At 63.6% G+C, this 24634-nt stretch carries 24 protein-coding genes and 1 other RNA gene; 20 read left to right on the top strand and 5 right to left on the bottom strand.

What is annotated here, in order from left to right; genetic code table 11:
• Positions 1–68 precede the first annotated feature (68 nt).
• Complete coding sequence (locus tag CAY82_RS06530) at positions 69–692, top strand: glutathione S-transferase N-terminal domain-containing protein (protein WP_087500444.1); 624 nt, start codon at positions 69–71, stop codon at positions 690–692.
• A 10-nt stretch (positions 693–702) separates the two neighbouring features.
• A complete protein-coding gene (locus CAY82_RS06525) occupies positions 703–1131 on the top strand; it encodes a ClpXP protease specificity-enhancing factor (RefSeq protein ID WP_087500443.1) in 429 nt (142 codons plus the stop codon).
• Positions 1132–1182: 51 nt separating this feature from the next.
• Here CAY82_RS06525 and CAY82_RS06520 read toward each other — a convergent pair whose 3' ends face one another.
• From CAY82_RS06520 to CAY82_RS06500, 5 genes are all read right to left on the bottom strand, one after another.
• A complete protein-coding gene (locus CAY82_RS06520; protein WP_085626507.1) occupies positions 1183–1401 on the bottom strand; it encodes a YgdI/YgdR family lipoprotein in 219 nt (72 codons plus the stop codon).
• Positions 1402–1564: 163 nt separating this feature from the next.
• The gene (locus CAY82_RS06515; protein ID WP_063913315.1) at positions 1565–2143 is read right to left on the bottom strand and encodes a BON domain-containing protein; all 579 of its coding nucleotides are present in this window, start codon (positions 2141–2143) and stop codon (positions 1565–1567) included.
• The gene (locus tag CAY82_RS06510; protein ID WP_087500442.1) at positions 2140–2733 is read right to left on the bottom strand and encodes a phosphoheptose isomerase; all 594 of its coding nucleotides are present in this window, start codon (positions 2731–2733) and stop codon (positions 2140–2142) included. The genes CAY82_RS06515 and CAY82_RS06510 overlap by 4 nt, the downstream gene beginning before the upstream one ends.
• A gap of 85 nt (positions 2734–2818) precedes the next feature.
• Positions 2819–3190, bottom strand: a complete 372-nt coding sequence (locus tag CAY82_RS06505; RefSeq protein ID WP_013974121.1) for a YraN family protein — start codon at positions 3188–3190, stop codon at positions 2819–2821.
• Positions 3190–5007, bottom strand: coding sequence for a penicillin-binding protein activator (locus CAY82_RS06500; protein WP_087500441.1), 1818 nt, complete (start codon positions 5005–5007; stop codon positions 3190–3192). Before CAY82_RS06500 ends, CAY82_RS06505 begins: the two co-directional genes overlap by 1 nt.
• A gap of 186 nt (positions 5008–5193) precedes the next feature.
• Here CAY82_RS06500 and rsmI point away from each other — a divergent pair, with 186 nt between their 5' ends.
• From rsmI to lpxC, 18 genes are all read left to right on the top strand, one after another.
• Entirely contained in the window at positions 5194–6069 is an 876-nt protein-coding gene (rsmI, locus tag CAY82_RS06495; protein ID WP_043935900.1) for a 16S rRNA (cytidine(1402)-2'-O)-methyltransferase, read from the top strand.
• A 67-nt stretch (positions 6070–6136) separates the two neighbouring features.
• Positions 6137–6496, top strand: an RNA gene (gene rnpB, locus CAY82_RS06490) — RNase P RNA component class A.
• A gap of 308 nt (positions 6497–6804) precedes the next feature.
• A complete protein-coding gene (mraZ, locus tag CAY82_RS06485) occupies positions 6805–7260 on the top strand; it encodes a division/cell wall cluster transcriptional repressor MraZ (RefSeq protein ID WP_004575120.1) in 456 nt (151 codons plus the stop codon).
• Between the two features lie 2 nt (positions 7261–7262).
• Positions 7263–8204 carry a 16S rRNA (cytosine(1402)-N(4))-methyltransferase RsmH gene (gene rsmH / locus CAY82_RS06480; RefSeq protein WP_087500546.1) on the top strand — a complete coding sequence of 314 codons (942 nt, stop codon included), beginning with the start codon at positions 7263–7265 and terminating at the stop codon, positions 8202–8204.
• Positions 8201–8494: a cell division protein FtsL gene (gene ftsL, locus CAY82_RS06475; RefSeq protein WP_087500440.1), complete on the top strand. Its 294-nt coding sequence runs from the start codon at positions 8201–8203 to the stop codon at positions 8492–8494. The genes rsmH and ftsL overlap by 4 nt, the downstream gene beginning before the upstream one ends.
• The gene (locus tag CAY82_RS06470; RefSeq protein ID WP_170931037.1) at positions 8494–10236 is read left to right on the top strand and encodes a penicillin-binding protein 2; all 1743 of its coding nucleotides are present in this window, start codon (positions 8494–8496) and stop codon (positions 10234–10236) included. Before ftsL ends, CAY82_RS06470 begins: the two co-directional genes overlap by 1 nt.
• On the top strand, positions 10233–11723 hold the full coding sequence (locus CAY82_RS06465; RefSeq protein WP_170931032.1) for a UDP-N-acetylmuramoyl-L-alanyl-D-glutamate--2,6-diaminopimelate ligase: 1491 nt from the start codon (positions 10233–10235) through the stop codon (positions 11721–11723). Before CAY82_RS06470 ends, CAY82_RS06465 begins: the two co-directional genes overlap by 4 nt.
• Complete coding sequence (gene murF, locus CAY82_RS06460) at positions 11716–13083, top strand: UDP-N-acetylmuramoyl-tripeptide--D-alanyl-D-alanine ligase (protein WP_087500438.1); 1368 nt, start codon at positions 11716–11718, stop codon at positions 13081–13083. Before CAY82_RS06465 ends, murF begins: the two co-directional genes overlap by 8 nt.
• The gene (gene mraY / locus CAY82_RS06455; RefSeq protein ID WP_063913308.1) at positions 13083–14165 is read left to right on the top strand and encodes a phospho-N-acetylmuramoyl-pentapeptide-transferase; all 1083 of its coding nucleotides are present in this window, start codon (positions 13083–13085) and stop codon (positions 14163–14165) included. The genes murF and mraY overlap by 1 nt, the downstream gene beginning before the upstream one ends.
• A gap of 6 nt (positions 14166–14171) precedes the next feature.
• A complete protein-coding gene (gene murD / locus CAY82_RS06450; RefSeq protein WP_087500542.1) occupies positions 14172–15518 on the top strand; it encodes a UDP-N-acetylmuramoyl-L-alanine--D-glutamate ligase in 1347 nt (448 codons plus the stop codon).
• A complete protein-coding gene (gene ftsW / locus CAY82_RS06445) occupies positions 15518–16729 on the top strand; it encodes a putative lipid II flippase FtsW (RefSeq protein ID WP_170931036.1) in 1212 nt (403 codons plus the stop codon). The genes murD and ftsW overlap by 1 nt, the downstream gene beginning before the upstream one ends.
• Positions 16719–17798 carry an undecaprenyldiphospho-muramoylpentapeptide beta-N-acetylglucosaminyltransferase gene (murG, locus tag CAY82_RS06440; RefSeq protein ID WP_087500436.1) on the top strand — a complete coding sequence of 360 codons (1080 nt, stop codon included), beginning with the start codon at positions 16719–16721 and terminating at the stop codon, positions 17796–17798. The genes ftsW and murG overlap by 11 nt, the downstream gene beginning before the upstream one ends.
• Positions 17791–19239 (top strand): UDP-N-acetylmuramate--L-alanine ligase, encoded by a 1449-nt coding sequence (gene murC, locus CAY82_RS06435; protein ID WP_087500435.1) that lies wholly within the window; start codon positions 17791–17793, stop codon positions 19237–19239. The genes murG and murC overlap by 8 nt, the downstream gene beginning before the upstream one ends.
• The gene (locus tag CAY82_RS06430; RefSeq protein ID WP_087500434.1) at positions 19236–20192 is read left to right on the top strand and encodes a D-alanine--D-alanine ligase; all 957 of its coding nucleotides are present in this window, start codon (positions 19236–19238) and stop codon (positions 20190–20192) included. Before murC ends, CAY82_RS06430 begins: the two co-directional genes overlap by 4 nt.
• Positions 20193–20197: 5 nt before the next feature.
• Positions 20198–21067 carry a cell division protein FtsQ/DivIB gene (locus tag CAY82_RS06425; RefSeq protein ID WP_087500433.1) on the top strand — a complete coding sequence of 290 codons (870 nt, stop codon included), beginning with the start codon at positions 20198–20200 and terminating at the stop codon, positions 21065–21067.
• Between the two features lie 14 nt (positions 21068–21081).
• The gene (ftsA, locus tag CAY82_RS06420; protein WP_015271706.1) at positions 21082–22338 is read left to right on the top strand and encodes a cell division protein FtsA; all 1257 of its coding nucleotides are present in this window, start codon (positions 21082–21084) and stop codon (positions 22336–22338) included.
• A 55-nt stretch (positions 22339–22393) separates the two neighbouring features.
• Complete coding sequence (gene ftsZ / locus CAY82_RS06415; RefSeq protein ID WP_063913303.1) at positions 22394–23590, top strand: cell division protein FtsZ; 1197 nt, start codon at positions 22394–22396, stop codon at positions 23588–23590.
• Positions 23591–23702: 112 nt separating this feature from the next.
• Positions 23703–24614, top strand: a complete 912-nt coding sequence (gene lpxC / locus CAY82_RS06410) for a UDP-3-O-acyl-N-acetylglucosamine deacetylase (RefSeq protein WP_063913302.1) — start codon at positions 23703–23705, stop codon at positions 24612–24614.
• The last annotated feature ends 20 nt before the right edge of the window (positions 24615–24634 follow it).

The raw sequence follows: 24634 nt of genomic DNA, 5'->3' as shown, positions 1-24634 counted from the left end.
TCTGCCAGGTCGCCACGGGCGCGTTTTCATTTACAGTTGCACAAGCATCTCGTGCGAGGAGCCGCTACATGGGCGCAACCAACAGGTTAGCCTGCTATTCCGATCCCGCTGATCACTATTCTCATCGGGTACGCCTAGTGCTGGCCGAGAAGGGGGTCAGCGTGCAGGTCATCGATGTCGACCCCGCCCGCCTGCCGCTGAAACTGGCTGAGGTCAACCCATACGGCAGTGTGCCGACCCTGGTCGACCGTGACTTGGCGTTGTATGAATCGACCGTGGTGATGGAATACCTCGAAGAGCGTTACCCGCACCCGCCGCTGATGCCGGTTTACCCGGTTGCGCGCGGCAACAGCCGTCTGCTGATGCACCGCATTCAGCGCGACTGGTGTGCCCTGGCCGATACCGTGCTCGATTCGCGCAGCAGCGAGGCTGCCCGCACCGAGGCGCGCAAGGCCCTGCGCGAAAGCCTGACCGGCGTTTCGCCGCTGTTCAATGAATTCGCCTGCTTCATGAGCGATGAGCAAAGCCTGGTGGATTGTTGTCTACTGCCCATACTCTGGCGTTTGCCGGTGTTGGGCATCGAGTTGCCGCGGCAAGCCAAGCCGCTGCTGGATTACATGGAGCGGCAGTTCGCCCGCGAGCCTTTCCTGGCGAGCCTGTCCTCCGTAGAACGTGAAATGCGCAAGCTTTAAGGAGCCGTTGATGAACTCCAGTCGCCCCTATCTGGTTCGAGCACTGTACGAGTGGATCGTCGACAACGATTGCACGCCCCATATGCTGGTCAATGCCGAATTCCCTAAGGTCCAGGTGCCGGATGGTTTCGCCAGTGATGGCCAGATTGTGCTGAACATCTCGCCAAGCGCTGTGCGCAGCCTGCACATGGACAACGACGCGGTCAGCTTCGAGGGCCGCTTCGGTGGCGTGGCTCATTCGCTGTTCGTGCCGGTTGGCGCCATCCTGGGTATCTACGCCCGAGAAAATGGCCAGGGTATGGTCTTCGAGTTGGAGCCGCCCCTGGATGACGATGAGCAGCAGGACGATGATGTGCAGCCGGATGACGATGGTCCGCCAGAGGGTGGTGGCCAGCCGCCACGTCCGACTGGCCGACCAAGCTTGAAAGTGGTCAAGTAACAAAAAAGGCGATCCAACCGGATCGCCTTTTTCTTTACTGCCAACCCTGGCTTACAGGTCGCTGATGGTGCGAACCTGGTCCTTGTTGATGCGGGTACGTTTGCCGTCGAGTTGCTGGAACTCGTAGAAACCGGAGTCGGCGTCGAATTCCGGTACGTCGACCGTCTGGATTTCACGGCCGTCGTTGAGGATGATCTGGCTAGGGGTGGAGCAGCCGGCCAGGGTGGCGACGGTGCCGAACAGCAGGGCTGGCAGCAGAAGCTTTTTCATGCGGTGTTTCCTGGGTTTACGAAAGGTGGGGCAGTGTTTTTGCCTGTGCTGGCCTCTTCGCGGGTAAACCCGCTCCCACAGGAATATAACGAGCCTCGAGAGCTGTGAAATCCCTGTGGGGGCGGGTTTACCCGCGAAGAGGCCGGCACAGGCAATCAGTGAATCAGTCGATGTACTCGAACAGCTTGACGATCTTCTGTACGCCCGAAACGCCCTGTACCACGGCAGTGGCCGAGTTGGCCTCCTGCTGGGTTACCAGGCCGAGCAGGTAGACGATGCCATTCTCGGTAATTACCTTGATGCGCGAGCTGGGCACGGCATTGTCGGTCAGCATCTGGGCCTTGATCTTGGTGGTCAGCCAGGCGTCGTTGTTGCGCGCCAGGATGGAGGAGGGCTGCATAACCTGCAGCTCGTTGTGCACTTTCTTGACCCGCTGCACCTGGCTGGCGGTTTGCTCGGCGAGGCTCTTGAGGTCGGCGCGCGGGGTCTGGCCGGCCAGCAGGACGATGCCGTTATAGCTGCTGACAACGATGTGCGAACCTTTGTCCAGGTCAGGGCTGGCCTTGGCGATATTGACCGAGGCCTTGGTTTCGATCAGCGAATCGTCGATCTTGCTGCCGATGGTGCGCGTGCCGCGATCATCTTCGATCGGTGAATTGCGGGTAGAGGTCAGTACCGAGCTGCAACCAGTGACGCTCAGGCACAGGGTCAGGGCCATAAGGCCGAGGCGCATAGGGGTCATTCTTCACTCCCGAACAGTTGGCTGTCGATCAGATCACACAGGCAGTGGATCGCCAGCAGGTGGACTTCCTGGATGCGTGCGGTAACCGCCGAAGGTACGCGTATTTCCACGTCTTCGGGCAGCAGCAGCGAAGCCATGCCGCCGCCATCGCGCCCAGTCAATGCTACGACAATCATTTCGCGGTCATGTGCGGCCTGGATCGCCTGGATCACGTTGGCCGAATTGCCGCTGGTGGAGATCGCCAGCAGAACGTCGCCAGGCTGGCCCAGGGCGCGGATCTGCTTGGAAAAGACTTCGTTGTAGCTGTAGTCGTTGGCGATCGAGGTCAGGGTCGAGCTGTCGGTGGTCAGCGCGATGGCCGGCAGGCTCGGGCGTTCACGCTCGAAGCGGTTGAGCAGCTCCGAGGAAAAGTGCTGGGCATCACCGGCCGAGCCGCCGTTGCCGCAGGCGAGCATCTTGCCCTCGTTGAGTAGCGCGTTGACCATGACCAGGCTGGCCTGCTCGATGTGCGGTGCCAGGATGTCCATTGCCTGTTGCTTGGTATCGATGCTGGCCTGGAACAGCCGGCGAATTCGGGTTTGCATGTCCATCTGGTGACCTTAAGTGGGGCGGTGGCCGGCGCTACGCGCAACAATGACCAGCCCGCAAACATAGAGCAAAAAAATCGGAGTGGGTTCAGCATTCGAAGGCGTTTTTCAGCCATTGAAGCGGTCTGCCTGCATGGTGGCTGCCCTGCAGGGCGACTACGTCGAAGCGGCAGGGGTGGTTGCCCCAGTGGGGTTCCTTCTGCAGGAACAGGCTGGCGGCTAGCACCAACCGTTTCTGCTTGCGCCCGTCGATACTGCCGAGGGCGCCACCGAAGCCCGCGTGTAACCGGTAGCGGACCTCGACGAATACTACTGTATCGGCGTCGAGCATGACCAGATCAAGCTCGCCGCCTTTGCATCGCCAGTTGCGTGCCAGCAGCTGCAGGCCCTGCCCTTGAAGGTACTCAAGGGCCTGGGTTTCTGCTGCCTGCCCGGCGCTGGTGGGCGACGCTGCTGCCATCAGCGGACGGTGTCAGGCAGGCGCCGGACCTGGCCGCCGGCGAACTCAGCCCAGGGCAACTGGCGCTCGACACGCTGGTTGGCGTTCATGCTCAGGCTGCCCGAAAGGCCCAGCACGCGGTTGTCCGGCAGCGCTTTCAGCTGGCCCAGACGCGGCGCCAGGCTGTAGGCATCGATGCCCATGGCATACAGGCGGCCCAGGCTGCCGGCGGCTTGCGGCCACTGCTGCACGACCTGCTGGCGCAAGCTGTTGCTGGTGTCGAGCAGCCAGGGCGTTTCGCAGAAGCGGATGCCATTCATGTCGTTGTACTGGTTGACGTCACCACTGGCGCTGTACAGGTTCGAGGTGGCGTAGACCGGTACGTCACCGGCGTACTGGAAGTTCAGGGTCGGTTTGATCTGCTGGGCCTGTTGCGGGGTCGAGGCGAGGAAGATGAAGTCGATGTCCTGGCGGCGCGACGGCTGTGCAGCAATGCTGCCGCCGACGGTGCTCTGCAGGCTCTTCGCGCGGCCTTCGCTCTGGCGTAGCTGGAACAGGTCGGCGATCTGCTGGGCCAGGGCTACCGGCTGGGCGATGCGCTCGGCAGCGAGCAGGGTGCCACCGTTGCCTTCCCATTCCTGGCGGAAGGCGGCAAGCACGCGGTCGCCCCATTCGCCGCTCGGCACCAGGGCCACGGCGCGGACCATGCCATCGGCGCGCGCGCGACGGGCCACTTCACGGGCTTCGTCTTCGGCAGCCAGGCCGAACTGGAACAGCTGTGGCGGAGCCTTCTGGCCGGCGTCGGCGTAGTTCAGGGCCAGGGTAGTGATCGGCAGTTGTGGCTTGGCGGCCAGCTGCTTGACCAGTGGTTTTTCCAACGGGCCGATGACCAGCTGTACGCCAGCGGCCTGGGCCTGGCGATAGAAGTCATCGAGCGAGCCGATGCGCGAGCTGTCGAATACCTGTACGGCTGGCGCCTGCTGGCCGGCTTGCTGGGCCTGGAAGTGCGCAGCCATGAAACCGTCACGCAGGGCGCGGGCAACACCGGCCAGCGGGCCTTCCTGAGGCAGCAGCAGGGCAATCTTGGTCAGCGGCTGGCTGGCCAGCTCCTTGAGCTTGGTCAGCGCCAGCGGCAGCTGCTGGGCGGCCGGGTGGTCCGGGTGCTGCTTGATCCAGGCCTCGATAGCCGCTTGCTGTTGCTCCAGGGTGCCGGCGCTTTTTACCGCGAAGGCCAGGCTGGTCCAGCCGGCCAGGGTCAGGTCGTTGCCTGGCCGCTGCAGTTGCTCTGCCGGCAGCGAGGCGACCAGGGCCCAGATGGCGTCATTGTTGGCGCTTGCGGCCTGACCGCTGAGCAGCGGGGCCAGCAGCACGCGCTGTTGCGCAGCGGCCAGGGCCTGGCCATCGGCTTCGAGAGCGGCTGCATGCACGCTGTAGGTGCGCACTTGCTGTTCTTCCGGCAGTTCGGCGACGCGCTGCAGGCTGGGGTGGGCCAGGGCGGTCAGGGCAGCCTTGGGCTGGTTGCGGCTCATCGCAAGCTCGGCACCGAGGGTGCTGGCGAATACTTGCTGGGCCGGTTTGAGCGTGTCCAGCGGCACCTGCTCGAGGATGCGTGCGGCGCGCGGGAAGTCCTTCTGCTTGTAGGCCAGGTCGGCTGCGCTCAGGCGCAGCAGGGCGGCGTCTTCCGCGGACTTGCTGGAAGCAGCCTTTTCGAGCAGTTGCTCGATGCTGGCGTCCGGGGTGCGTGGCAGTTCGCCCAGGCTGGATGAGGGCGAGCTGGCGCAGGCTGCCAGCAGGGCAGCAAGGCAGAGGGCTGTGAACAGCCGCAGGCAAGCGATCATGTAAAGGTCCTGTTACTCGATCAAGGTGGCCGGCAATTGTACCCAAGCGCTGGCCGGGGCGCGATGTTGCCGTGTCGATCCTTCACTATAGGTTGCCTGCCATCGGTCGCAGGCGAACTTCTTTGCGCCCTGTTGCAGGCGCTCGGGCTACAATGGCGCCTTTGATCCGAATGACAGGTGTGCGCAGTGACTGATGTGGCAGGGGCTTCGAAATCCACCGTGGGGACGCTGTATGTGGTCGCAACCCCCATCGGCAACCTCGACGACATGAGCGCTCGGGCGCTGAAGGTGCTGGCGGACGTGGCCCTGATTGCGGCGGAAGATACTCGTCATTCGATCCGCCTGCTGCAGCACTTTGGCATCGACACGCCGCTGGCGGCCTGCCATGAGCACAACGAGCGTGACGAGGGCGGGCGTTTTCTCACCAAATTGCTGGCGGGTGAGAACGTGGCGTTGGTCTCCGATGCCGGCACGCCGCTGATTTCCGATCCGGGCTACCACCTAGTGCGCCAGGCACGGGCTGCGGGGGTGAACGTGGTGCCGGTGCCAGGGGCCTGCGCTCTGATCGCCGCACTGTCGGCGGCCGGCCTGCCGTCGGACCGCTTCATCTTCGAAGGTTTCCTGCCGGCCAAGGCGGCAGGGCGCCGGGCACGCCTGGAGCAGGTAAAGGAAGAGCCGCGTACGCTGATCTTCTATGAGGCCCCGCACCGTATCCTGGAATGCCTTGAAGACATGGAGGCGGTATTTGGTGGCGAGCGCCCGGCGCTGTTGGCGCGCGAGCTGACCAAGACCTTCGAGACCCTGAAGGGTCTGCCCCTGGCCGAGCTGCGGGCGTTCGTTGCCGGTGACAGCAACCAGCAGCGCGGTGAATGCGTGGTGCTGGTCGGTGGCTGGAGCGCGCCGGAGGGCGAGCAGGCGATCAGTGCCGAGGCTCAGCGGGTGCTCGACCTGCTGCTGGCCGAGCTGCCGCTCAAGCGGGCGGCGGCGCTGGCTGCGGAAATTACCGGAGTGCGCAAGAACCTGCTGTACCAACTTGCCCTGGAAAAGCAGAAAGCCGAGTAGTGGCAAATTGATATAAATACCGGTATTGCTTGTTCTCCGGCGCCTGTGTCGTTAATCTTGGCGGCGGAGAGTCGATCGGACAGTCGCTGCCTGCTTTTGTTCCACAACAGCAGGGGGAGGAAAGTCCGGGCTCCATAGGGCAGAGTGCCAGGTAACGCCTGGGAGGCGCGAGCCTACGGAAAGTGCCACAGAAAATAACCGCCTAAGCACTTCGGTGCCGGTAAGGGTGAAAAGGTGCGGTAAGAGCGCACCGCACGGCTGGCAACAGTTCGTGGCTAGGTAAACCCCACTCGGAGCAAGACCAAATAGGGTTCCATCAGGCGTGGCCCGCGTCGGAACCGGGTAGGTTGCTAGAGGCGTCCAGTGATGGCCGTCGTAGAGGAATGACTGTCCTCGACAAAACCCGGCTTACAGATCGACTCTCCACCTTTCCTTCCCTGCTTGATTCGATAGCAGATGCTCTCTGGTAATACCGAAAAAATCTTACTCTTGATAAATCACTTTAACTTCGAACTCCATTCGCTTGAGTGGATTTGATTTTTCTCGTGTTTTTTTCTCCCTGGTAGTCCTTCCGCATTCCTTTATTGCGCTAAATCTCGGTCCTGTAAGGCTTTTCCTTCCGAACGTGCCTTGACGGTGCTGCGGGCGGATTCCTATAGTGTGCGCAAGTGGCAGAAAGTGGGATGAAGTGGGTTTTCTGGCACAAAAAAGCTAACATTGTGGGGAATCGCAGCCGTGTTCCGCGGAGCCAACGCCGTCAGCCTCGATGCCAAGGGCCGTCTCGCCATGCCGAGCCGGTACCGTGACGAGCTCGATTCGCGTTGCAATGGTCAGCTGATCGTGACCATCGACGCCGTAGACCCCTGCTTGTGTGTTTATCCCCTCGATGAGTGGGAACAGATAGAAGCCAAGTTGCGTGCCTTGCCATCGTTGCGTGAGGAAAACCGCCGCCTGCAGCGTTTGCTGATCGGTAATGCGGTTGACCTGGAGCTCGATGGCAGTGGGCGTTTCCTGGTGCCGCCCCGCCTGCGCGAGTACGCCAAGCTCGACAAGAAGGCGATGCTGGTGGGGCAACTGAACAAATTCCAGCTGTGGGATGAAGATGCCTGGAACGCGGTTTCGGCAGCCGACCTTGCAGCTATTCAACAACCGGGCGCCATGCCCGACGAATTGCGTGACCTGATCCTGTGACCATAGATAGCGGCTTCAACCACATTACCGTTCTGCTCGACGAAGCTGTCGAGGCATTGGCCCTGCGCGCCGACGGTTGCTATCTGGACGGCACCTTCGGCCGTGGCGGGCACAGCCGGCTGATTCTCAGCAAACTCGGGCCGCAAGGGCGGCTGCTGGGTTTCGACAAAGATCCACAGGCGATTGCCACGGGGCAAGCGCTGGCGGCCGAAGACGGCCGCTTTGTCATTGTGCAGCGCAGCTTTGCCGAGCTGGGCGCGGAAGTGGCCGAGCGCGGCCTGGATGGCAAGGTCAGCGGCGTATTGCTGGACCTGGGCGTGTCCTCGCCGCAACTGGATGACCCTGAGCGGGGCTTCAGCTTCCTCAACGATGGCCCGCTGGACATGCGCATGAACCCGGACCAGGGCATCAGTGCCGCCGAGTTCATCGCCACTGCGCCTGAAGAAGAAATCGCCCGCGTGTTCAAGGAGTACGGCGAAGAGCGTTTCGCCAAGCGCATGGCCCGCGCCGTGGTGCAGCGCCGCGAACAGCAACCGTTCACTCGCACCGGCGACCTCGCCGAGGTGCTGAAGGTGGCCAACCCGGCCTGGGAGAAAGGCAAGAACCCGGCGACCCGCGCCTTCCAGGGGCTGCGTATTCACGTCAACAACGAACTGGGTGACCTCGAGGCGGGCCTCGAAGCCGCGATCGATGCGCTGGAAGTGGGTGGCCGCCTGGCGGTGATCAGCTTCCACTCGCTGGAAGACCGCATCGTCAAACTGTTCATGCGCAAACTGGCCAAGGGCGAGGCTGACAACCTGCCGCGCAACCTGCCGGTACAGCACAAGGTCTTCGAGCCGAAAATCAAGCTCATCGGCAAGGCTCAGTTCGCCTCCGACGAAGAGCTCAAGGCCAACCCGCGGGCGCGCAGCGCCGTGATGCGGGTGGCGGAGAAGCTGCGGTGAGCAGGCTGTTTGCCAAACCCTTGCCAGGCGGGAGCTTCCTGATGCTTCTGCTGTTCGTTGCCGTGCTGATTTCGGCCATCGCGGTGTCCTACAGCGCGCACTGGAACCGTCAGTTGCTCAATACCCTGTATGGCGAGTTGAACGAGCGCGACAAGGCCCAGGCCGAGTGGGGTCGGTTGATCCTCGAGCAAAGCACCTGGACCGCCGCCAGCCGCATCGAAAACCTGGCTTCCGAGCAACTGAACATGCGCGTGCCTTCGGCTGACGAAGTAAGGATGGTGGCGCCATGATGAAGCTCGAAGGCGCTCTCTACCCGTGGCGTTTCCGCGTGGTGATCGGCTTGCTGGCGCTGATGGTCGGTGCCATCTGCTGGCGCATCATCGACCTGCAGGTGGTCGACCGTGACTTCCTCAAGGGCCAGGGCGATGCGCGCAGCCTGCGTCACATCCCTATCCCGGCGCACCGCGGTCTGATCACCGATCGTAACGGCGAGCCGCTGGCGGTCAGTACGCCGGTCACCACCCTGTGGGCCAACCCCAAGGAAATGCAGGCCTCCAAAGACCGCTGGCCACAGCTGGCCGCAGCGTTGGGGCAGAACCCGCAGCAGCTGACCGAGCGCCTGACCCAGCAGGCCAACAAGGAGTTCATCTACCTGGTCCGCGGCCTGACCCCGGAGCAGGGTCAGCATGTACTCGACCTGAAGGTGCCGGGCGTTTACGGCCTGGAAGAATTCCGCCGCTTCTACCCGGCCGGTGATGTCACCGCGCACATGGTCGGCTTCACCGACCTCGACGACCACGGTCGCGAAGGGGTGGAACTGGCCTATGACGAGTGGCTGGCCGGTGTACCCGGCAAGCGGCAGGTGATCAAGGACCGGCGCGGCCGGCTGATCAAGGACATTCAGGTAACCAAGAACGCCAAGGCCGGGAAGACCTTGGCGTTGTCGATAGACCTTCGCCTGCAGTATCTGGCCACCCGCGAGTTGCGCAACGCCATTGCCGAACAGGACGCCAAGGCCGGCAGTCTGGTGATCATGGACGTCAAGACCGGTGAGGTCCTGGCCATGGTCAACCAGCCGACCTACAACCCCAACAACCGTCGCAGCATGTTCCCGGCCGCCATGCGTAACCGCGCGATCATCGATGTGTTCGAACCGGGTTCCACGGTGAAACCGATTTCCATGAGCGCGGCGCTGCAGAGTGGGCGCTGGAAGCCGACTGACAAGGTCGAGGTGTACCCGGGCAGCCTGCAGATTGGCCGCTACACCATCAAGGACGTTTCCAAGAGCGAAGGCCCGATCCTCGACCTGACCGGCATCCTGATCAACTCCAGTAACGTCGGCATGAGCAAGATCGCCTTCGACATCGGCGGCGAGGCCATCTACCGGGTCATGTCCCAGGTCGGCCTGGGCCAGTACACCGGCCTTGGCTTCCCAGGCGAGCGCGTCGGCAACCTGCCCAACCACCGTGAGTGGCGCAAGGCCGAGACCGCGACCCTCTCCTATGGCTATGGCGTGTCGGTGACCGCCCTGCAGCTGGTGCATGCCTACGCGGCGCTGGCCAACGACGGCAAGATGGTGCCGCTGTCGATTCTCAAGGTCGACAAGGCCCCGGAAGCTGTGCAGGCCATTCCGAAGGAAACCGCCGAAACCGTTCAGGGCATGCTGCAGCAGGTGATCGAAGCACCGCGCGGCGTGTTCCGCGCCCAGGTACCGTTCTATCACGTGGCGGGCAAGTCCGGTACCGCGCGTAAAGCCACCGTGGGCTCCAAGGGTTACACCGAAAACGCCTACCGCTCGCTGTTCGCGGGCTTCGGGCCGATGAGCGACCCGCGCTACGCCATCGTCGTGGTGATCGACGAGCCTGGCAAGGGCGGTTACTTCGGTGGCCTGGTTTCGGCGCCGGTGTTCAGCAAGGTCATGTCCGGCACCCTGCGCCTGATGAACGTGCCGCCAGACAACCTGCCGCCACCAGCACCCGTCGAACAATCGCAAGTCAATGCAGCAGCAACCGCCAAGGGAGGGCGTGGATGATGACAATGCCATTGAGCAAGCTTTTCGCTCACGCCAGCCGTGACCCGCTGATCCGTGAGCTGACCCTGGACAGCCGCAATGTGCGCCCGGGTGACCTGTTCCTGGCCGTGCCGGGTGCCAAGGTCGATGGCCGCGAGCATATTGCCGATGCCCTGGCCCGTGGCGCTGCCGCTGTGGCCTATGAAGAGCAAGGGGCGAGCGTCCTGCCAATCACCGACGTGCCGCTCATCCCGGTCAAGGGGCTGATCGCCCAGCTTTCGGATATCGCAGGTCGCTTCTATGGCGAACCGAGCCGCCAGCTGAACCTGGTGGGCGTGACCGGTACCAACGGCAAGACCAGCGTCACCCAGCTGGTAGCCCAGGCGCTGGACATGCTTGGCCAGCGTTGTGGCCTGATCGGCACCCTGGGTACCGGCTTCTATGGCGAGCTGCAGAGCGGTCGCCTGACCACGCCCGACCCGATCGCCGTGCAGTCGACCCTCAACGACCTCAGGAAAGGCGGCGCCAAGGCAGTGGCCATGGAGGTTTCCTCCCATGCCCTGGAGCAGGGGCGTGTCGCCGCGCTGGAGTTCGACATCGCGGTCATGACCAACCTGTCCCGCGACCATCTGGACTACCACGGCAGCATGGAGGCCTACGAGGCCGCCAAGACCAAGCTGTTCGCCTGGCCGGGCCTGCGTTGCCAGGTGGTCAACCTGGACGACGACTTCGGCCGTCGCCTGGCCGCCGACTTTGCCCGCCGCCCGAGTGCCGACCATATCGAGACCCGGTTGCTCAGCTACAGCCTGGAGAGCCCGGAGGCTTCGCTGTTCTGTCGTGAGGCCGTGTTCAATGACGATGGCGTGCGCGCCACCCTGGTCACCGCCCAGGGTGAGCGTACCCTGCGCAGCCAGTTGCTGGGCCGCTTCAACCTGAGCAACATGCTCGCCGCCGTAGCGACGCTGCTGGCGCTGGACTATGCGCTGGATGAAATCCTCAAGGTCACCCCGCAGCTGCAGGGGCCGGTCGGCCGCATGCAGCGCCTGGGCGGTGGCGACAAGCCACTGGTGGTGGTCGACTACGCGCACACCCCGGACGCCCTGGAGAAAGTGCTCGAAGCCCTGCGCCCGCATGCGCACGGCAAGCTGCTGTGCCTGTTCGGCTGCGGCGGCGACCGTGACCGCGGCAAGCGTCCGCTGATGGCCGCAGTGGCCGAGCGCCTGGCCGACCGCGTGCTGGTCACCGATGACAACCCGCGTAGCGAAGATCCTCTGCGCATCTTTGAAGACATCCGCCCGGGTTTCGCCAAGCCTGCCGAGGTCGAGTTCGTTGCCGGTCGTGGCGAAGCCATCGCGCACCTGATCGCCACCGCTGCTGCCAACGATGTGATCGTGCTGGCCGGCAAGGGGCACGAGGATTACCAGGAGATCAATGGCGAGCGCCATGACTTCTCCGATTTGACCGAGGCCGAAAAGGCACTTGCAGCCTGGGAGGCTCCACATGCTTAAACCGATGTCACTCAGCCAGCTGACCACAGCACTGAGTGGTCGACAAGTCGGTGCCGACGCCACGTTCACCGGCGTCAGCATCGACAGCCGCAGCGTAGGCTCCGGGCAACTGTTCGTCGCCCTGGCCGGCCCGCGCTTCGATGGCCACGACTTCCTGGCCGACGTGAAGGCCAAAGGCGCTGTCGCGGCCCTGGTCGAGCGTGAAGTAACCAATGTCGACCTGCCGCAGCTGCTGGTCGCCGATTGCCGCCTGGCCCTCGGCCAGCTCGGCGCGCTGAACCGTGCTGCCTTTGACAAACCAGTGGTGGCCATTACCGGTTCCAGCGGCAAGACCACGGTCAAGGAGATGCTCGCCAGCATTCTGCGCACCCGTGGCCTGGTGCACGCCACCCGCGGCAACCTGAACAACGACCTCGGCGCGCCGCTGACCCTGCTGGAGATCGCCCCCGAGCACAGCGCCGCGGTGATCGAACTGGGCGCCTCGCGCATCGGCGAGATTCGCTACACCGTTGGCCTGACCCGGCCTCAGGTGGTCATCATCAACAACGCCGGTACCGCCCACGTTGGCGAGTTCGGCGGCCCGGAAAAGATCGTCGAAGCCAAGGGCGAGATCCTCGAAGGCCTGGGCGAGGGCGGCACCGCCATCCTCAACCTGGCCGACAAGGCCTTCGATATCTGGCGCAAGCGTGCCGGCAACCACCGCATCTTCAGCTTTGCCCTGGACAACCCGCAGGCTGACTTCCATGCCAGCGACATCGGCCGTGATGCCCGTGGTTGCCCGTCGTTCACCCTGCATGGGCCTGATGGCAAGGTGGCGGTGCAGTTGAACCTGCTGGGTACCCATAACGTCAGTAACGCCCTGGCTGCCGCCGCCGCTGCCCATGCCGTTGGTCTGAGCCTGAGCGGCATCGCCGCCGGCCTGGCTGCCGTGCAACCGGTCAAGGGCCGCACAGTGGCGCAGATCGCGCCAAACGGTGTGCGCGTGATTGATGACAGTTACAACGCAAATCCCACCTCCATGTGCGCAGCCATTGATATACTCGCCGGCTTTTCCGGGCGCACCATCCTGGTGCTTGGGGATATCGGCGAACTGGGGCAATGGGCGGAAGAAGGCCACCGTCAGGTGGGTGACTACGCGCGGGGCAAGGTGGACGCCCTGTACGCAGTGGGTTCCAACATGACACACGCGGTCAAGGCGTTCGGTGCCAATGGCCGCCATTTCGCTACTCAAGCTGAGCTTATCGAAGCCGTTGGCGCCGAGAATGCCAGCGACACCACTATCTTGATCAAGGGCTCGCGCAGCGCTGCGATGGAAAACGTCGTGGCGGCATTGTGCGGTGCCAGCGGGGAGAAACATTAATGCTGCTGCTGTTGGCCGAGTATCTGCAACAGTTCCACAAAGGCTTCGCGGTCTTCCAGTACCTGTCCCTGCGCGGGATCCTGGGTGTGCTGACCGCGTTGTCCCTGGCGCTGTGGCTGGGGCCGTGGATGATTCGTACCCTGCAAATTCGCCAGATCGGCCAGGCCGTGCGTAACGACGGCCCGCAATCGCACTTGTCCAAGTCCGGAACCCCGACCATGGGTGGGGCGCTGATCCTGTCTGCCATCGCCGTCAGCACCCTGCTGTGGGCCGACCTGACCAACCGCTACGTGTGGGTTGTGCTGATCGTTACCCTGGCGTTCGGTGCCATCGGCTGGGTCGACGACTACCGCAAGGTGATCGAAAAGAACTCGCGTGGCCTGCCGAGCCGCTGGAAGTACTTCTGGCAGTCGGTATTCGGCCTGGCTGCAGCCATCTTCCTGTACAAGACTGCACCGACCAGCGTCGAAACCACGCTGATCCTGCCGTTCGTCAAGGATGTCACCATTCCGCTGGGCATCGGTTTCGTCGTGCTGACTTACTTCGTCATTGTCGGTTCGAGCAACGCGGTCAACCTCACCGACGGCCTCGACGGCCTGGCGATCATGCCGACGGTGATGGTCGGCGGTGCCCTGGGCATCTTCTGCTACCTGTCGGGCAACGTGAAGTTCGCCGAATACCTGCTGATTCCCTATGTGCCGGGCTCGGGCGAGCTGATCGTGTTCTGCGGCGCGCTGATCGGTGCCGGCCTGGGCTTCCTGTGGTTCAACACCTACCCGGCGCAGGTGTTCATGGGTGACGTCGGCGCGCTGGCGCTGGGCGCCGCGCTGGGCACCATCGCCGTGATCGTCCGCCAGGAAATCGTGCTGTTCATCATGGGTGGCGTGTTCGTCATGGAAACCCTGTCGGTGGTGATCCAGGTTGCCTCCTTCAAGCTGACCGGCAAGCGCGTGTTCCGCATGGCGCCGATCCACCACCACTTTGAACTCAAGGGCTGGCCAGAGCCACGGGTGATCGTCCGCTTCTGGATCATCACCGTGATCCTGGTGCTGATCGGCCTTGCAACCCTGAAACTGAGGTAGATGAGCGTGTCTTTGATCGCTTCCGACCAATTCCGCATCGTTGTCGGCCTCGGCAAGAGCGGCATGTCCCTGGTTCGCTTCCTGGCGAGCCGGGGCATTGCCTTTGCGGTCGCCGACACCCGCGAGCAACCGCCGGAACTGGACACCCTGCGCCGTGATTACCCGCAGGTGGAAGTGCGCTGTGGTGAACTGGACGTGGACTTCCTGTGTCGCGCCAGCGAACTGTACGTAAGCCCTGGCCTGGCCCTGGCTACCCCGGCCCTGCAGCAGGCGGCCGCGCGTGGTGTGAAGCTGTCTGGCGATATCGAACTGTTCGCCCGCTACGCCAAGGCCCCGATCATTGCCATCAGCGGCTCCAACGCCAAGAGCACCGTCACCACCCTGGTCGGCGAAATGGCCGCCAAGGCGGGCAAGCGCGTGGCGGTGGGCGGCAACCTCGGTACCCCGGCGCTGGACCTGCTGGCCGATGACGTCGAGCTGTACGTGCTGGAACTGTCCAGCTTCCAGCTGGAAACCACGGACCAGCTCAACGCTGAAGTGGCCACCGTGTTGAACATCAGCGAAGACCACATGGACCGCTACAGCGGTCTGCCGGCCTACCACCTGGCCAAGCACCGGATCTTCCGTGGTGCCCGCCAGGTCGTGGTCAACCGCCAGGACGCGCTGAGCAGGCCGCTGCCGGTGGAAGGCCGACCGTGCTGGACCTTCGGCCTCAACCAGCCGGACTTCAAGGCTTTCGGCCTGCGCGAAGTGGACGGCGAGAAATACCTGGCGTTCGAGTTCCAGGCGCTGATGCCGGCGCGTGAACTGAAGATCCGTGGCGCCCACAACCAGAGCAACGCCTTGGCGGCGTTGACCCTGGGGCACGCTGCCGGCCTGCCGTTCGAACCGATGCTCGAGGCGCTGCGCGAGTTCGCTGGCCTGGCCCATCGTTGCCAGTGGGTGCGCGAGCGCAACGGCGTAAACTGGTACGACGACTCCAAGGCCACCAACGTCGGCGCTGCCCTGGCCGCTATCGAAGGCCTGGGTGCCGACATCGAGGGCAAGCTGGTGCTGATCGCCGGTGGCGATGGCAAGGGCGCCGATTTCGCCGCGCTGCGTGAGCCGGTCAAGCGCTTCTGCCGCGCCGTGGTACTGCTTGGTCGTGATGCCGAGCGCCTGGCCGAAGCTCTGGGCGATGGGGTGCAACTGGTACGCGTGAAAACCCTCGACGACGCCGTGCAACAGTGCGCCGAACTGGCCCGTGCGGGTGATGCCGTGCTGCTGTCGCCGGCATGCGCCAGCCTCGACATGTTCAAGAACTTCGAAGAACGCGGGCGCCTGTTTGCCCAGGCAGCGGGAGGCCTTGCATGATCTTCGGCATCCTCAAGCCTTACCCGTCGCCGCTGATCAGCGGCCGTGGCATCGACCTGGACTTTCCAATGCTCGCCGGCTGCCTGGCATTGCTGGGCCTGGGCCTGGTGATGATCACCTCGGCGTCCTCGGAAGTGGCTGCGGTGCAGTCGGGCAACCCGCTTTACCACATGTTCCGCCACCTGGTGTACGTGTTCCTCGGCCTGGTTGCCTGTGGCGCCACCATGCTGGTGCCGATCGCCACCTGGCAGCGCATGGGCTTCCTGATGCTGCTGGGTGCCTTCGGCCTGCTGGTGCTGGTGCTGGTGCCCGGCATCGGTCGTGAAGTGAACGGCTCCATGCGCTGGATCGGTTTCAGCTTCTTCAACGTCCAGCCTTCGGAAATCGCCAAGGTGTTCGTGGTCATCTACCTGGCCGGCTACCTGGTACGCCGGCAGACCGAGGTGCGCGAAACCTGGATGGGCTTCTTCAAACCCTTCATCGTGCTGCTGCCCATGGCTGCCCTGTTGCTGATGGAGCCGGACTTCGGTGCCACCGTGGTGATGATGGGCGCGGCCGCGGCCATGCTGTTCCTTGGCGGGGTGGGGCTGTTCCGCTTCAGCCTGATGGTGGTGCTGGCGGTGGTCGCGGTGTTCGTCCTGGTGCAGGCGCAGCCGTACCGCATGGCGCGCCTGATCACCTTTACCGACCCCTGGTCCGACCAGTTCGGTTCGGGCTACCAGCTGACCCAGGCGCTTATTGCCTTCGGCCGTGGCGAGTGGCTGGGCGTTGGCCTGGGCAACAGTGTGCAGAAGCAGTTCTACCTGCCTGAAGCACACACCGACTTCGTGTTCTCGGTACTGGCCGAAGAACTCGGCGTGGTCGGCTCGTTGCTGACCATCGCGCTGTTCGTGTTCGTGACCGTGCGTGCCCTGTATATCGGCCTGTGGGCCGAAAAAGCCAAGCAGTTCTTTGCCGCCTATGTCGCATTCGGGCTGGCATTCCTGTGGATCGGCCAGTTCCTGATCAACATCGGCGTGAACGTCGGCCTGCTGCCGACCAAGGGCCTGACCCTGCCGTTCCTCAGCTATGGGGGCAGTTCGTTGGTGATCTGCTGTGCCTGCGTGGGGCTGTTGCTGCGTATCGAGTGGGAAAGCCGCACGCACCTTGGCAGCGAGGAACACGAATTCAGCGAAAGCGATTTTGCCGAGGAGACCAATCATGGCCGCTGACGGCAAGAACGTACTGATCATGGCGGGCGGTACCGGGGGCCACGTGTTCCCGGCCTTGGCCTGCGCCCGTGAATTCCAGGCACGCGGTTACAGCGTGCACTGGCTGGGCACCCCGCGTGGCATCGAGAACGAACTGGTGCCCCAGGCTGGCCTGCCGTTGCACCTGATCCAGGTAAGCGGCCTGCGAGGCAAGAGCAAACTGTCGTTGCTCAAGGCGCCGTTCACCCTGGTCAAGGCCGTGCTGCAGGCGCGGCGCATCATGCGCCAGCTCAAACCGGTGTGCGTGCTCGGCTTCGGTGGCTACGTGACCGGCCCCGGCGGTGTGGCTGCGCGGTTGTGCGGCGTGCCGCTGGTCATCCACGAGCAGAACGCCCGGGCCGGTACCGCCAATCGGTTGCTGGTGCCACTCTCTGCGCGGGTCTGCGAAGCTTTCCCGAACACCTTCGAGGCAAGCGACAAACGTCGCACCACCGGCAACCCGGTGCGCCAGGAGCTGTTCATGGACGCGCAACGCGCGCCCCTGGTCGAGCGCCGTGCACGTCTGTTGGTGCTCGGTGGCAGCCTGGGTGCGGAACCATTGAACAAATTGTTGCCTAAGGCCCTGTCCGAAGTGCCTGCTGCGCTGCGGCCAGAGGTGTTCCACCAGGCTGGCAAGCAGCACGCGCCGATCACCGCCGAGCGTTATCAAGAGGTGGGCGTCGAGGCTCAGGTAGAGCCCTTCATCAAGGACATGGCCCAAGCCTATGGCTGGGCCGACCTGGTGGTGTGCCGTGCCGGCGCCCTGACCGTCAGCGAGCTGGCGGCAGCGGGCCTGCCTTCGGTGCTGGTGCCATTGCCCCACGCGATCGACGATCACCAGACCCACAACGCCCAATATCTGGCCCGGGAAGGCGCTGCCTTCCTGATGCCACAAGCGACGACTGGCGCAGCGCAGCTCGCTGAACGCCTGAACGAGGTGCTGATGCAACCCGAGAAACTCAACGTCATGGCAGGCACCGCACGGCGCCTGGCCAAACCTGCCGCAACCAGCACCGTGGTCGATATCTGCCTGGAGGTGGCCCATGGTTGAGAGCCAGAAAGCCATGCCCCAGCCGAAGATGGGCCGTATCCGTCGTATCCACTTCGTCGGTATCGGCGGCGTGGGCATGTGCGGAATTGCCGAAGTGTTGCTGAACCTGGGCTATGAAGTGTCCGGTTCCGACCTGAAAGCCTCGCCGGTCACCGAGCGCCTGGAATCGTTCGGCGCCGAGATCTTCGTCGGCCACCGCGCCGAGAATGCCGCCACCGCCGATGTGCTGGTGGTGTCCAGCGCCATCAACCCGGCCAACCCGGAAGTCGCCACCGCCCTCGAGCGGCGCATTCCGGTGGTGCCGCGTGCCGAGATGCTCGCCGAGCTGATGCGCTACCGCCATGGCGTGGCCGTTGCCGGTACCCACGGCAAGACCACCACCACCAGCCTGCTGGCCTCGGTGTTCGCCGCCGGCGGTCTGGACCCGACCTTCGTCATCGGTGGCCGCCTGACCGCTGCCGGCACCAATGCCCAGCTCGGCACCAGCCGCTACCTGATTGCCGAAGCGGACGAGAGCGATGCCAGCTTCCTGCACCTGCAGCCGATGGTGGCCGTGGTCACCAACATCGATGCCGACCACATGGCGACCTACGAAGGTGACTTCAACAAGCTGAAGAAAACCTTCGTCGAGTTCCTGCACAACCTGCCATTCTACGGCCTGGCCGTGATGTGCCTGGACGACCCGGTGGTGCGCGAGATCCTGCCACAGGTCAAGCGCCCGACCGTGACCTACGGCTTCAGCGAAGAGGCCGACGTACGCGCCATCAACGTACGCCAGCAGGGCATGCAGACCCATTTCACCGTGCTGCGCCGTGACCGCGAGCCGTTGGAGGTGTCGGTGAACATGCCCGGCAACCACAACGTGCTCAACGCCTTGGCCACCATCGCCATCGCTACCGACGAAGGCATCACTGACGAGGCCATCGTCCAGGGCCTGTCCGGCTTCCAGGGCGTCGGCCGTCGCTTCCAGGTATACGGCGAACTGCCGGTCGAAGGCGGTAGCGTGATGCTGGTTGACGACTACGGCCACCACCCGACCGAAGTGGCCGCGGTGATCAAGGCCGTGCGCGGTGGCTGGCCAAGCCGCCGTCTGGTGATCGTCTACCAGCCGCATCGCTACAGCCGAACCCGCGACCTGTACGACGATTTCGTCCAGGTGCTGGGCGATGCCAATGTGCTGCTGCTGATGGAAGTCTACCCGGCCGGCGAAGAGCCGATCCCCGGTGCCGACAGCCGCCAGCTGTGCCACAGCATCCGCCAGCGCGGCAAGCTGGACCCGATCTACATCGAACGTGGCGTCGACCTGGCGCCGTTGGTCAAGCCACTGCTGCGCGCTGGCGACATCCTGATTTGCCAGGGTGCCGGCGATGTCGGCGGCCTGGCCCCGCAATTGATGAAAAGCCCGCTGTTCGCAGGCGCCAAGCAGGAGAAGTCGAAATGACAAGTGCCTACGACAAGCTGCACTCGACCCTGGACGTCAAGGCGTTCGGCCGCGTCGCGGTGCTGTACGGTGGCAAGAGCGCCGAACGTGAAGTATCGCTCAAATCCGGCGCCGCAGTGATCGACGCACTGACCACCGCCGGTGTCGACGTGGTCGCCATTGACGTGGGTGACGACCTGCTCGACCGCCTGCAAAGCGAGAAGATCGACCGTGCCTTCATCATCCTCCACGGCCGTGGCGGTGAAGACGGCAGCATGCAAGGCCTGCTCGAGTGTCTGGGCATCCCCTACACCGGTAGCGGCATCCTTGCCTCGGCACTGGCCATGGACAAGCTGCGCACCAAGCAGGTGTGGCAGAGCCTGGGCATTCCGACCCCACGCCACGCTGTGCTGGCGAGCGAAAGCGATTGTTTGCTGGCCGCTACGGAACTGGGCTTCCCGCTTATCGTCAAACCGGCCCATGAAGGTTCCAGCATCGGCATGGCCAAGGTGAATAGCGCCCAGGAGCTGGTCGCCGCCTGGCAGGATGCCGCTAGATACGATTCCCAGGTATTGGTGGAGCAGTGGATCCACGGGCCGGAGTTCACTGTCGCGGTATTGCGTGGCCAGGTGCTGCCGCCGATCGCCCTGGGTACGCCGCACGTGTTCTACGACTACGACGCCAAGTACATCGCCAACGATACCCAGTACCGCATTCCGTGCGGCCTGGACAGCGTCAAGGAACAGGAACTGATCGACCTGACCGCGCGTGCCTGCGATGCCATCGGCATCGAAGGCTGGGGGCGGCTGGACGTGATGCAGGACGAGCAGGGCCGGTTTTGGCTGCTCGAAGTCAACACCGCACCCGGCATGACCGACCATAGCCTGGTGCCCATGGCAGCTCGCGCGGCCGGCCTGGACTTCCAGCAACTGGTGCTGGCGATCCTGGCCGAAAGCGTGGCAACGCGAGGTTAACAACCATGCAAGGCGCGATGATACGTCAGCAGCAACCCGTTACCGGCCGTAGCAAGCCGGTGCCGCGTGGTGCCAGCAGGCTGGTGGCCGACGAGCCCGTATCGGCGCGCCTGCCGCGGCCAAGCCTGGGTGGCCTCAAGCGCCTGCTGTGGCCGGCGCTGCTGGTGGCGGCCGGGTTCGGCGCCTACGAGGGCGCCATTCGGCTGATGCCATACGCGGACCGGCCGATAACCAAGATCGACGTGCAGGGCGACCTCAGCTATATCAGCCAGCAGTCGGTGCAGCAGCGTATCGCGCCCTACGTGGCGGCGAGCTTCTTCAGCGTCGACCTGCCGGCGATGCGTGCAGAGCTCGAGCAGATGCCGTGGATCGCCCATGCCGAAGTGCGCCGGGTATGGCCCGACGAAGTGGTGATCCGCCTGGAAGAACAGTTGCCGGTGGCACGCTGGGGTGATGAGGCCTTGCTCAACAACCAGGGCCAGGCCTTCACCCCGCGCGAGCTGGCCAACTACGAGCACCTGCCGCAGCTGGCCGGGCCGCAGCGTGCTCAGCAACAAGTGATGCAGCAGTATCAGGTATTGAGCCAGATGCTGCGCCCCCTGGGCTTTTCCATCGCTCGCCTGGAGCTGCGCGAGCGAGGCAGTTGGTTCCTGACCACAGGCGCGAGCAGCGCCGGGCCGGGTATCGAGCTGCTGCTGGGGCGCGACCATCTGGTGGAGAAAATGCGCCGTTTCATTGCCATATACGACAAAACACTCAAAGACCAGATCACCACTATCGCCCGCATTGATCTGCGTTACTCCAACGGACTTGCCGTTGGTTGGCGGGAACCGATTGCACCGACGACGGCCCAACCCGCCGTTGCGAAGAATTAGAGAGAGGCAGGACCATGGCAAACGCGCATAGCGGCAAAATGATCGTCGGGCTGGACATCGGCACCTCCAAGGTGGTGGCGCTGGTGGGCGAAGTGGGCGAGGACGGCACCCTGGAAATCGTCGGGATCGGTACCCATCCGTCCCGCGGCCTGAAAAAAGGCGTGGTGGTGAACATCGAGTCCACCGTGCAGTCGATCCAGCGCGCCGTGGAAGAGGCACAGCTGATGGCCGGCTGCCGTATCCACTCGGCCTTCGTCGGCGTGGCAGGCAATCACATCCGCAGCCTGAACTCTCACGGCATCGTCGCCATCCGCGACCGCGAGGTCAGCCTGGCCGACCTGGAACGCGTACTTGACGCCGCCCAGGCCGTGGCCATCCCGGCCGACCAGCGCGTGCTGCATACCCTGCCGCAGGACTACGTGATCGACAACCAGGAAGGCGTGCGCGAGCCGCTGGGCATGTCTGGCGTACGTCTGGAAGCCAAGGTCCACGTGGTCACCTGCGCGGTCAACGCGGCGCAGAACATCGAGAAATGCGTCCGCCGCTGCGGCCTGGAAATCGACGATATCATCCTCGAGCAGCTGGCCTCGGCCTACTCGGTGCTGACCGACGATGAAAAAGAGCTGGGCGTGTGCCTGGTGGACATCGGTGGCGGCACCACCGACATCGCCATCTTCACCGAGGGCGCGATCCGTCACACCGCGGTGATCCCGATTGCGGGCGACCAGGTGACCAACGACATCGCCATGGCCCTGCGTACTCCTACCCAGTACGCCGAAGAAATCAAGATCCGCTATGCCTGCGCCCTGGCCAAACTGGCTGGCGCGGGCGAGACCATCAAGGTGCCGAGCGTGGGTGATCGCCCACCGCGCGAGCTGTCGCGCCAGGCCTTGGCCGAGGTGGTGGAGCCACGTTACGACGAGCTCTTCACCCTGATTCAGGCCGAACTGCGCCGCAGCGGCTACGAGGACCTGGTGCCGGCCGGCATCGTCCTCACCGGCGGCACCGCGAAGATGGAAGGCGCCGTGGAACTGGCCGAGGAAATCTTCCACATGCCGGTACGCCTGGGCGTACCGCACAGCGTTCGGGGGCTTAGCGACGTGGTTCGCAACCCGATCTATTCCACCGGCGTGGGCTTGCTCACCTACGGCCTGCAGAAGCAGACCGAAGACCTGCCCCTGACCGGTAACAGCAGCAACAACAGCTATGGCGATGAACCGAAGGCTCCAGTGCTTGAACGCTTCAAGCGCTGGGTCCAGGGCAACTTCTAAGTTTCAAAGCAGTAGTGGTAGGCGCGACAACTAGAGAACTGTAAGGAGAGGGAAAATGTTCGAGCTCGTAGACAACATCCCGCAAAGCCCGGTCATCAAGGTGATCGGTGTTGGCGGTGGTGGCGGCAACGCCGTCAACCACATGGTCAAGAGCAGCATCGAAGGCGTGGAATTCATCTGCGCCAACACCGATGCCCAGGCGCTGAAAAACATCGGCGCGCGCACCATCCTGCAATTGGGCACTGGCGTGACCAAGGGCCTGGGTGCCGGCGCCAATCCGGAGGTCGGCCGTCAGGCCGCACTGGAAGACCGTGAGCGCATCGCTGAAGTGCTGCAGGGCACCAACATGGTGTTCATCACCACTGGCATGGGCGGTGGTACCGGCACCGGTGCAGCGCCGATCATCGCCGAAGTGGCCAAGGAAATGGGCATTCTCACCGTTGCCGTGGTGACCCGTCCGTTCCCGTTCGAAGGCCGCAAGCGCATGCAGATCGCCGATGAAGGCATCCGCATGCTGGCCGAAAGCGTCGACTCGTTGATCACCATCCCCAACGAGAAGCTGCTGACCATCCTGGGCAAGGATGCCAGCCTGCTGTCCGCCTTCGCCAAGGCTGACGACGTACTGGCCGGTGCCGTGCGCGGTATCTCCGATATCATCAAGCGCCCGGGCATGATCAACGTCGACTTCGCCGACGTGCGTACCGTGATGGGTGAAATGGGCATGGCCATGATGGGTACTGGCTGCGCCAGTGGCCCGAACCGTGCGCGTGAAGCCACCGAGGCAGCGATCCGCAACCCGCTGCTGGAAGACGTCAACCTGCAGGGCGCCCGCGGCATCCTGGTGAACATCACCGCGGGCCCGGACCTGTCGCTGGGTGAGTACTCCGACGTGGGTAGCATCATCGAAGCCTTCGCCTCCGACCACGCCATGGTCAAGGTCGGCACCGTGATCGACCCGGACATGCGTGACGAGCTGCACGTGACCGTAGTGGCCACTGGCCTGGGCGCGCGCATCGAGAAGCCTGTGAAGGTGGTCGACAACACCCTGCAGACTGCCCAGCAGGTGTATGAGGCGTCCAACCCGGCGCCGGTTCGCCAAGAGCAGCCTGCGGTCAACTACCGTGACCTGGAGCGCCCGACCGTAATGCGCAACCAGGCCCATGCAGGTGCTGCCGCAGCCGCTAAACTGAACCCTCAGGATGACCTGGACTACCTCGATATCCCGGCATTCCTGCGTCGTCAGGCTGATTAATGGAATTTATCAGGGGTATAAAGGTGATTGGTATTCATCAAAGGTTGGGTCTGTTATCATCCCCAGCCTTTGTTGATACCTGTTCGCAATTTGCGCTGAAGCGGCCAATGCCATGATTAAACAACGCACCCTGAAGAATACCATCCGTGCCACAGGTGTCGGTCTGCACTCCGGGGAGAAGGTTTACCTGACCCTCAAGCCTGCACCTGTTGACACCGGCATCGTCTTCCGCCGCGCCGACCTCGACCCTGTGGTCGAAATCCCGGCGCGCGCGGCCAACGTCGGCGAGACAACCATGTCGACGACGCTGGTCAACGGTGACGTCAAGGTCGATACGGTCGAGCACCTGCTCTCCGCCATGGCGGGCCTGGGCATCGATAACGCCTACGTCGAGCTCTCCGCCTCGGAAGTGCCGATCATGGATGGCAGCGCCGGACCCTTTGTATTCCTGATTCAGTCTGCCGGCCTGGAAGAACAGGACGCAGCCAAGAAGTTCATCCGCATCCTGCGTGAGGTAACTGTGGAAGAGGGCGACAAGCGCGCCACTTTCCTGCCTTTCGACGGCTTCAAGGTGAGCTTCGAGATCGACTTCGATCATCCGGTGCTTCGCAACCGGACCCAGAGCGCCAGCGTCGACTTTTCCAGCACCTCGTTCGTGAAGGAAGTCAGCCGCGCGCGTACTTTCGGTTTCATGCGTGACATCGAGTACCTGCGCAAGCACAACCTTGCGCTGGGTGGCAGTGTCGAGAACGCCATCGTGGTCGATGAGGACGGCGTGCTCAACGAAGACGGCCTTCGTTACGAAGACGAATTCGTCAAGCACAAGATCCTCGACGCCATCGGCGACCTCTACCTGCTGGGCAACAGCCTGATCGGCGAGTTCAAGGGCTACAAGTCCGGACACGCGCTGAACAACCAGCTGCTGCGCAAGCTGATCGCAGAGAAAGACGCCTGGGAAGTGGTCACTTTCGAAGATGCCAGCACGGCACCGATCTCGTACATGCGCCCTGTTGCGGCCGTGTAAGTTCGAACACTCTCTAGTTC

It is taken from the genome of Pseudomonas sp. SID14000, from assembly GCF_002165135.1.
Taxonomy (GTDB): domain Bacteria; phylum Pseudomonadota; class Gammaproteobacteria; order Pseudomonadales; family Pseudomonadaceae; genus Aquipseudomonas.
Note: the sequence above shows the minus strand (reverse complement) of the source record. Positions and strands in the feature narration are given on the sequence as shown.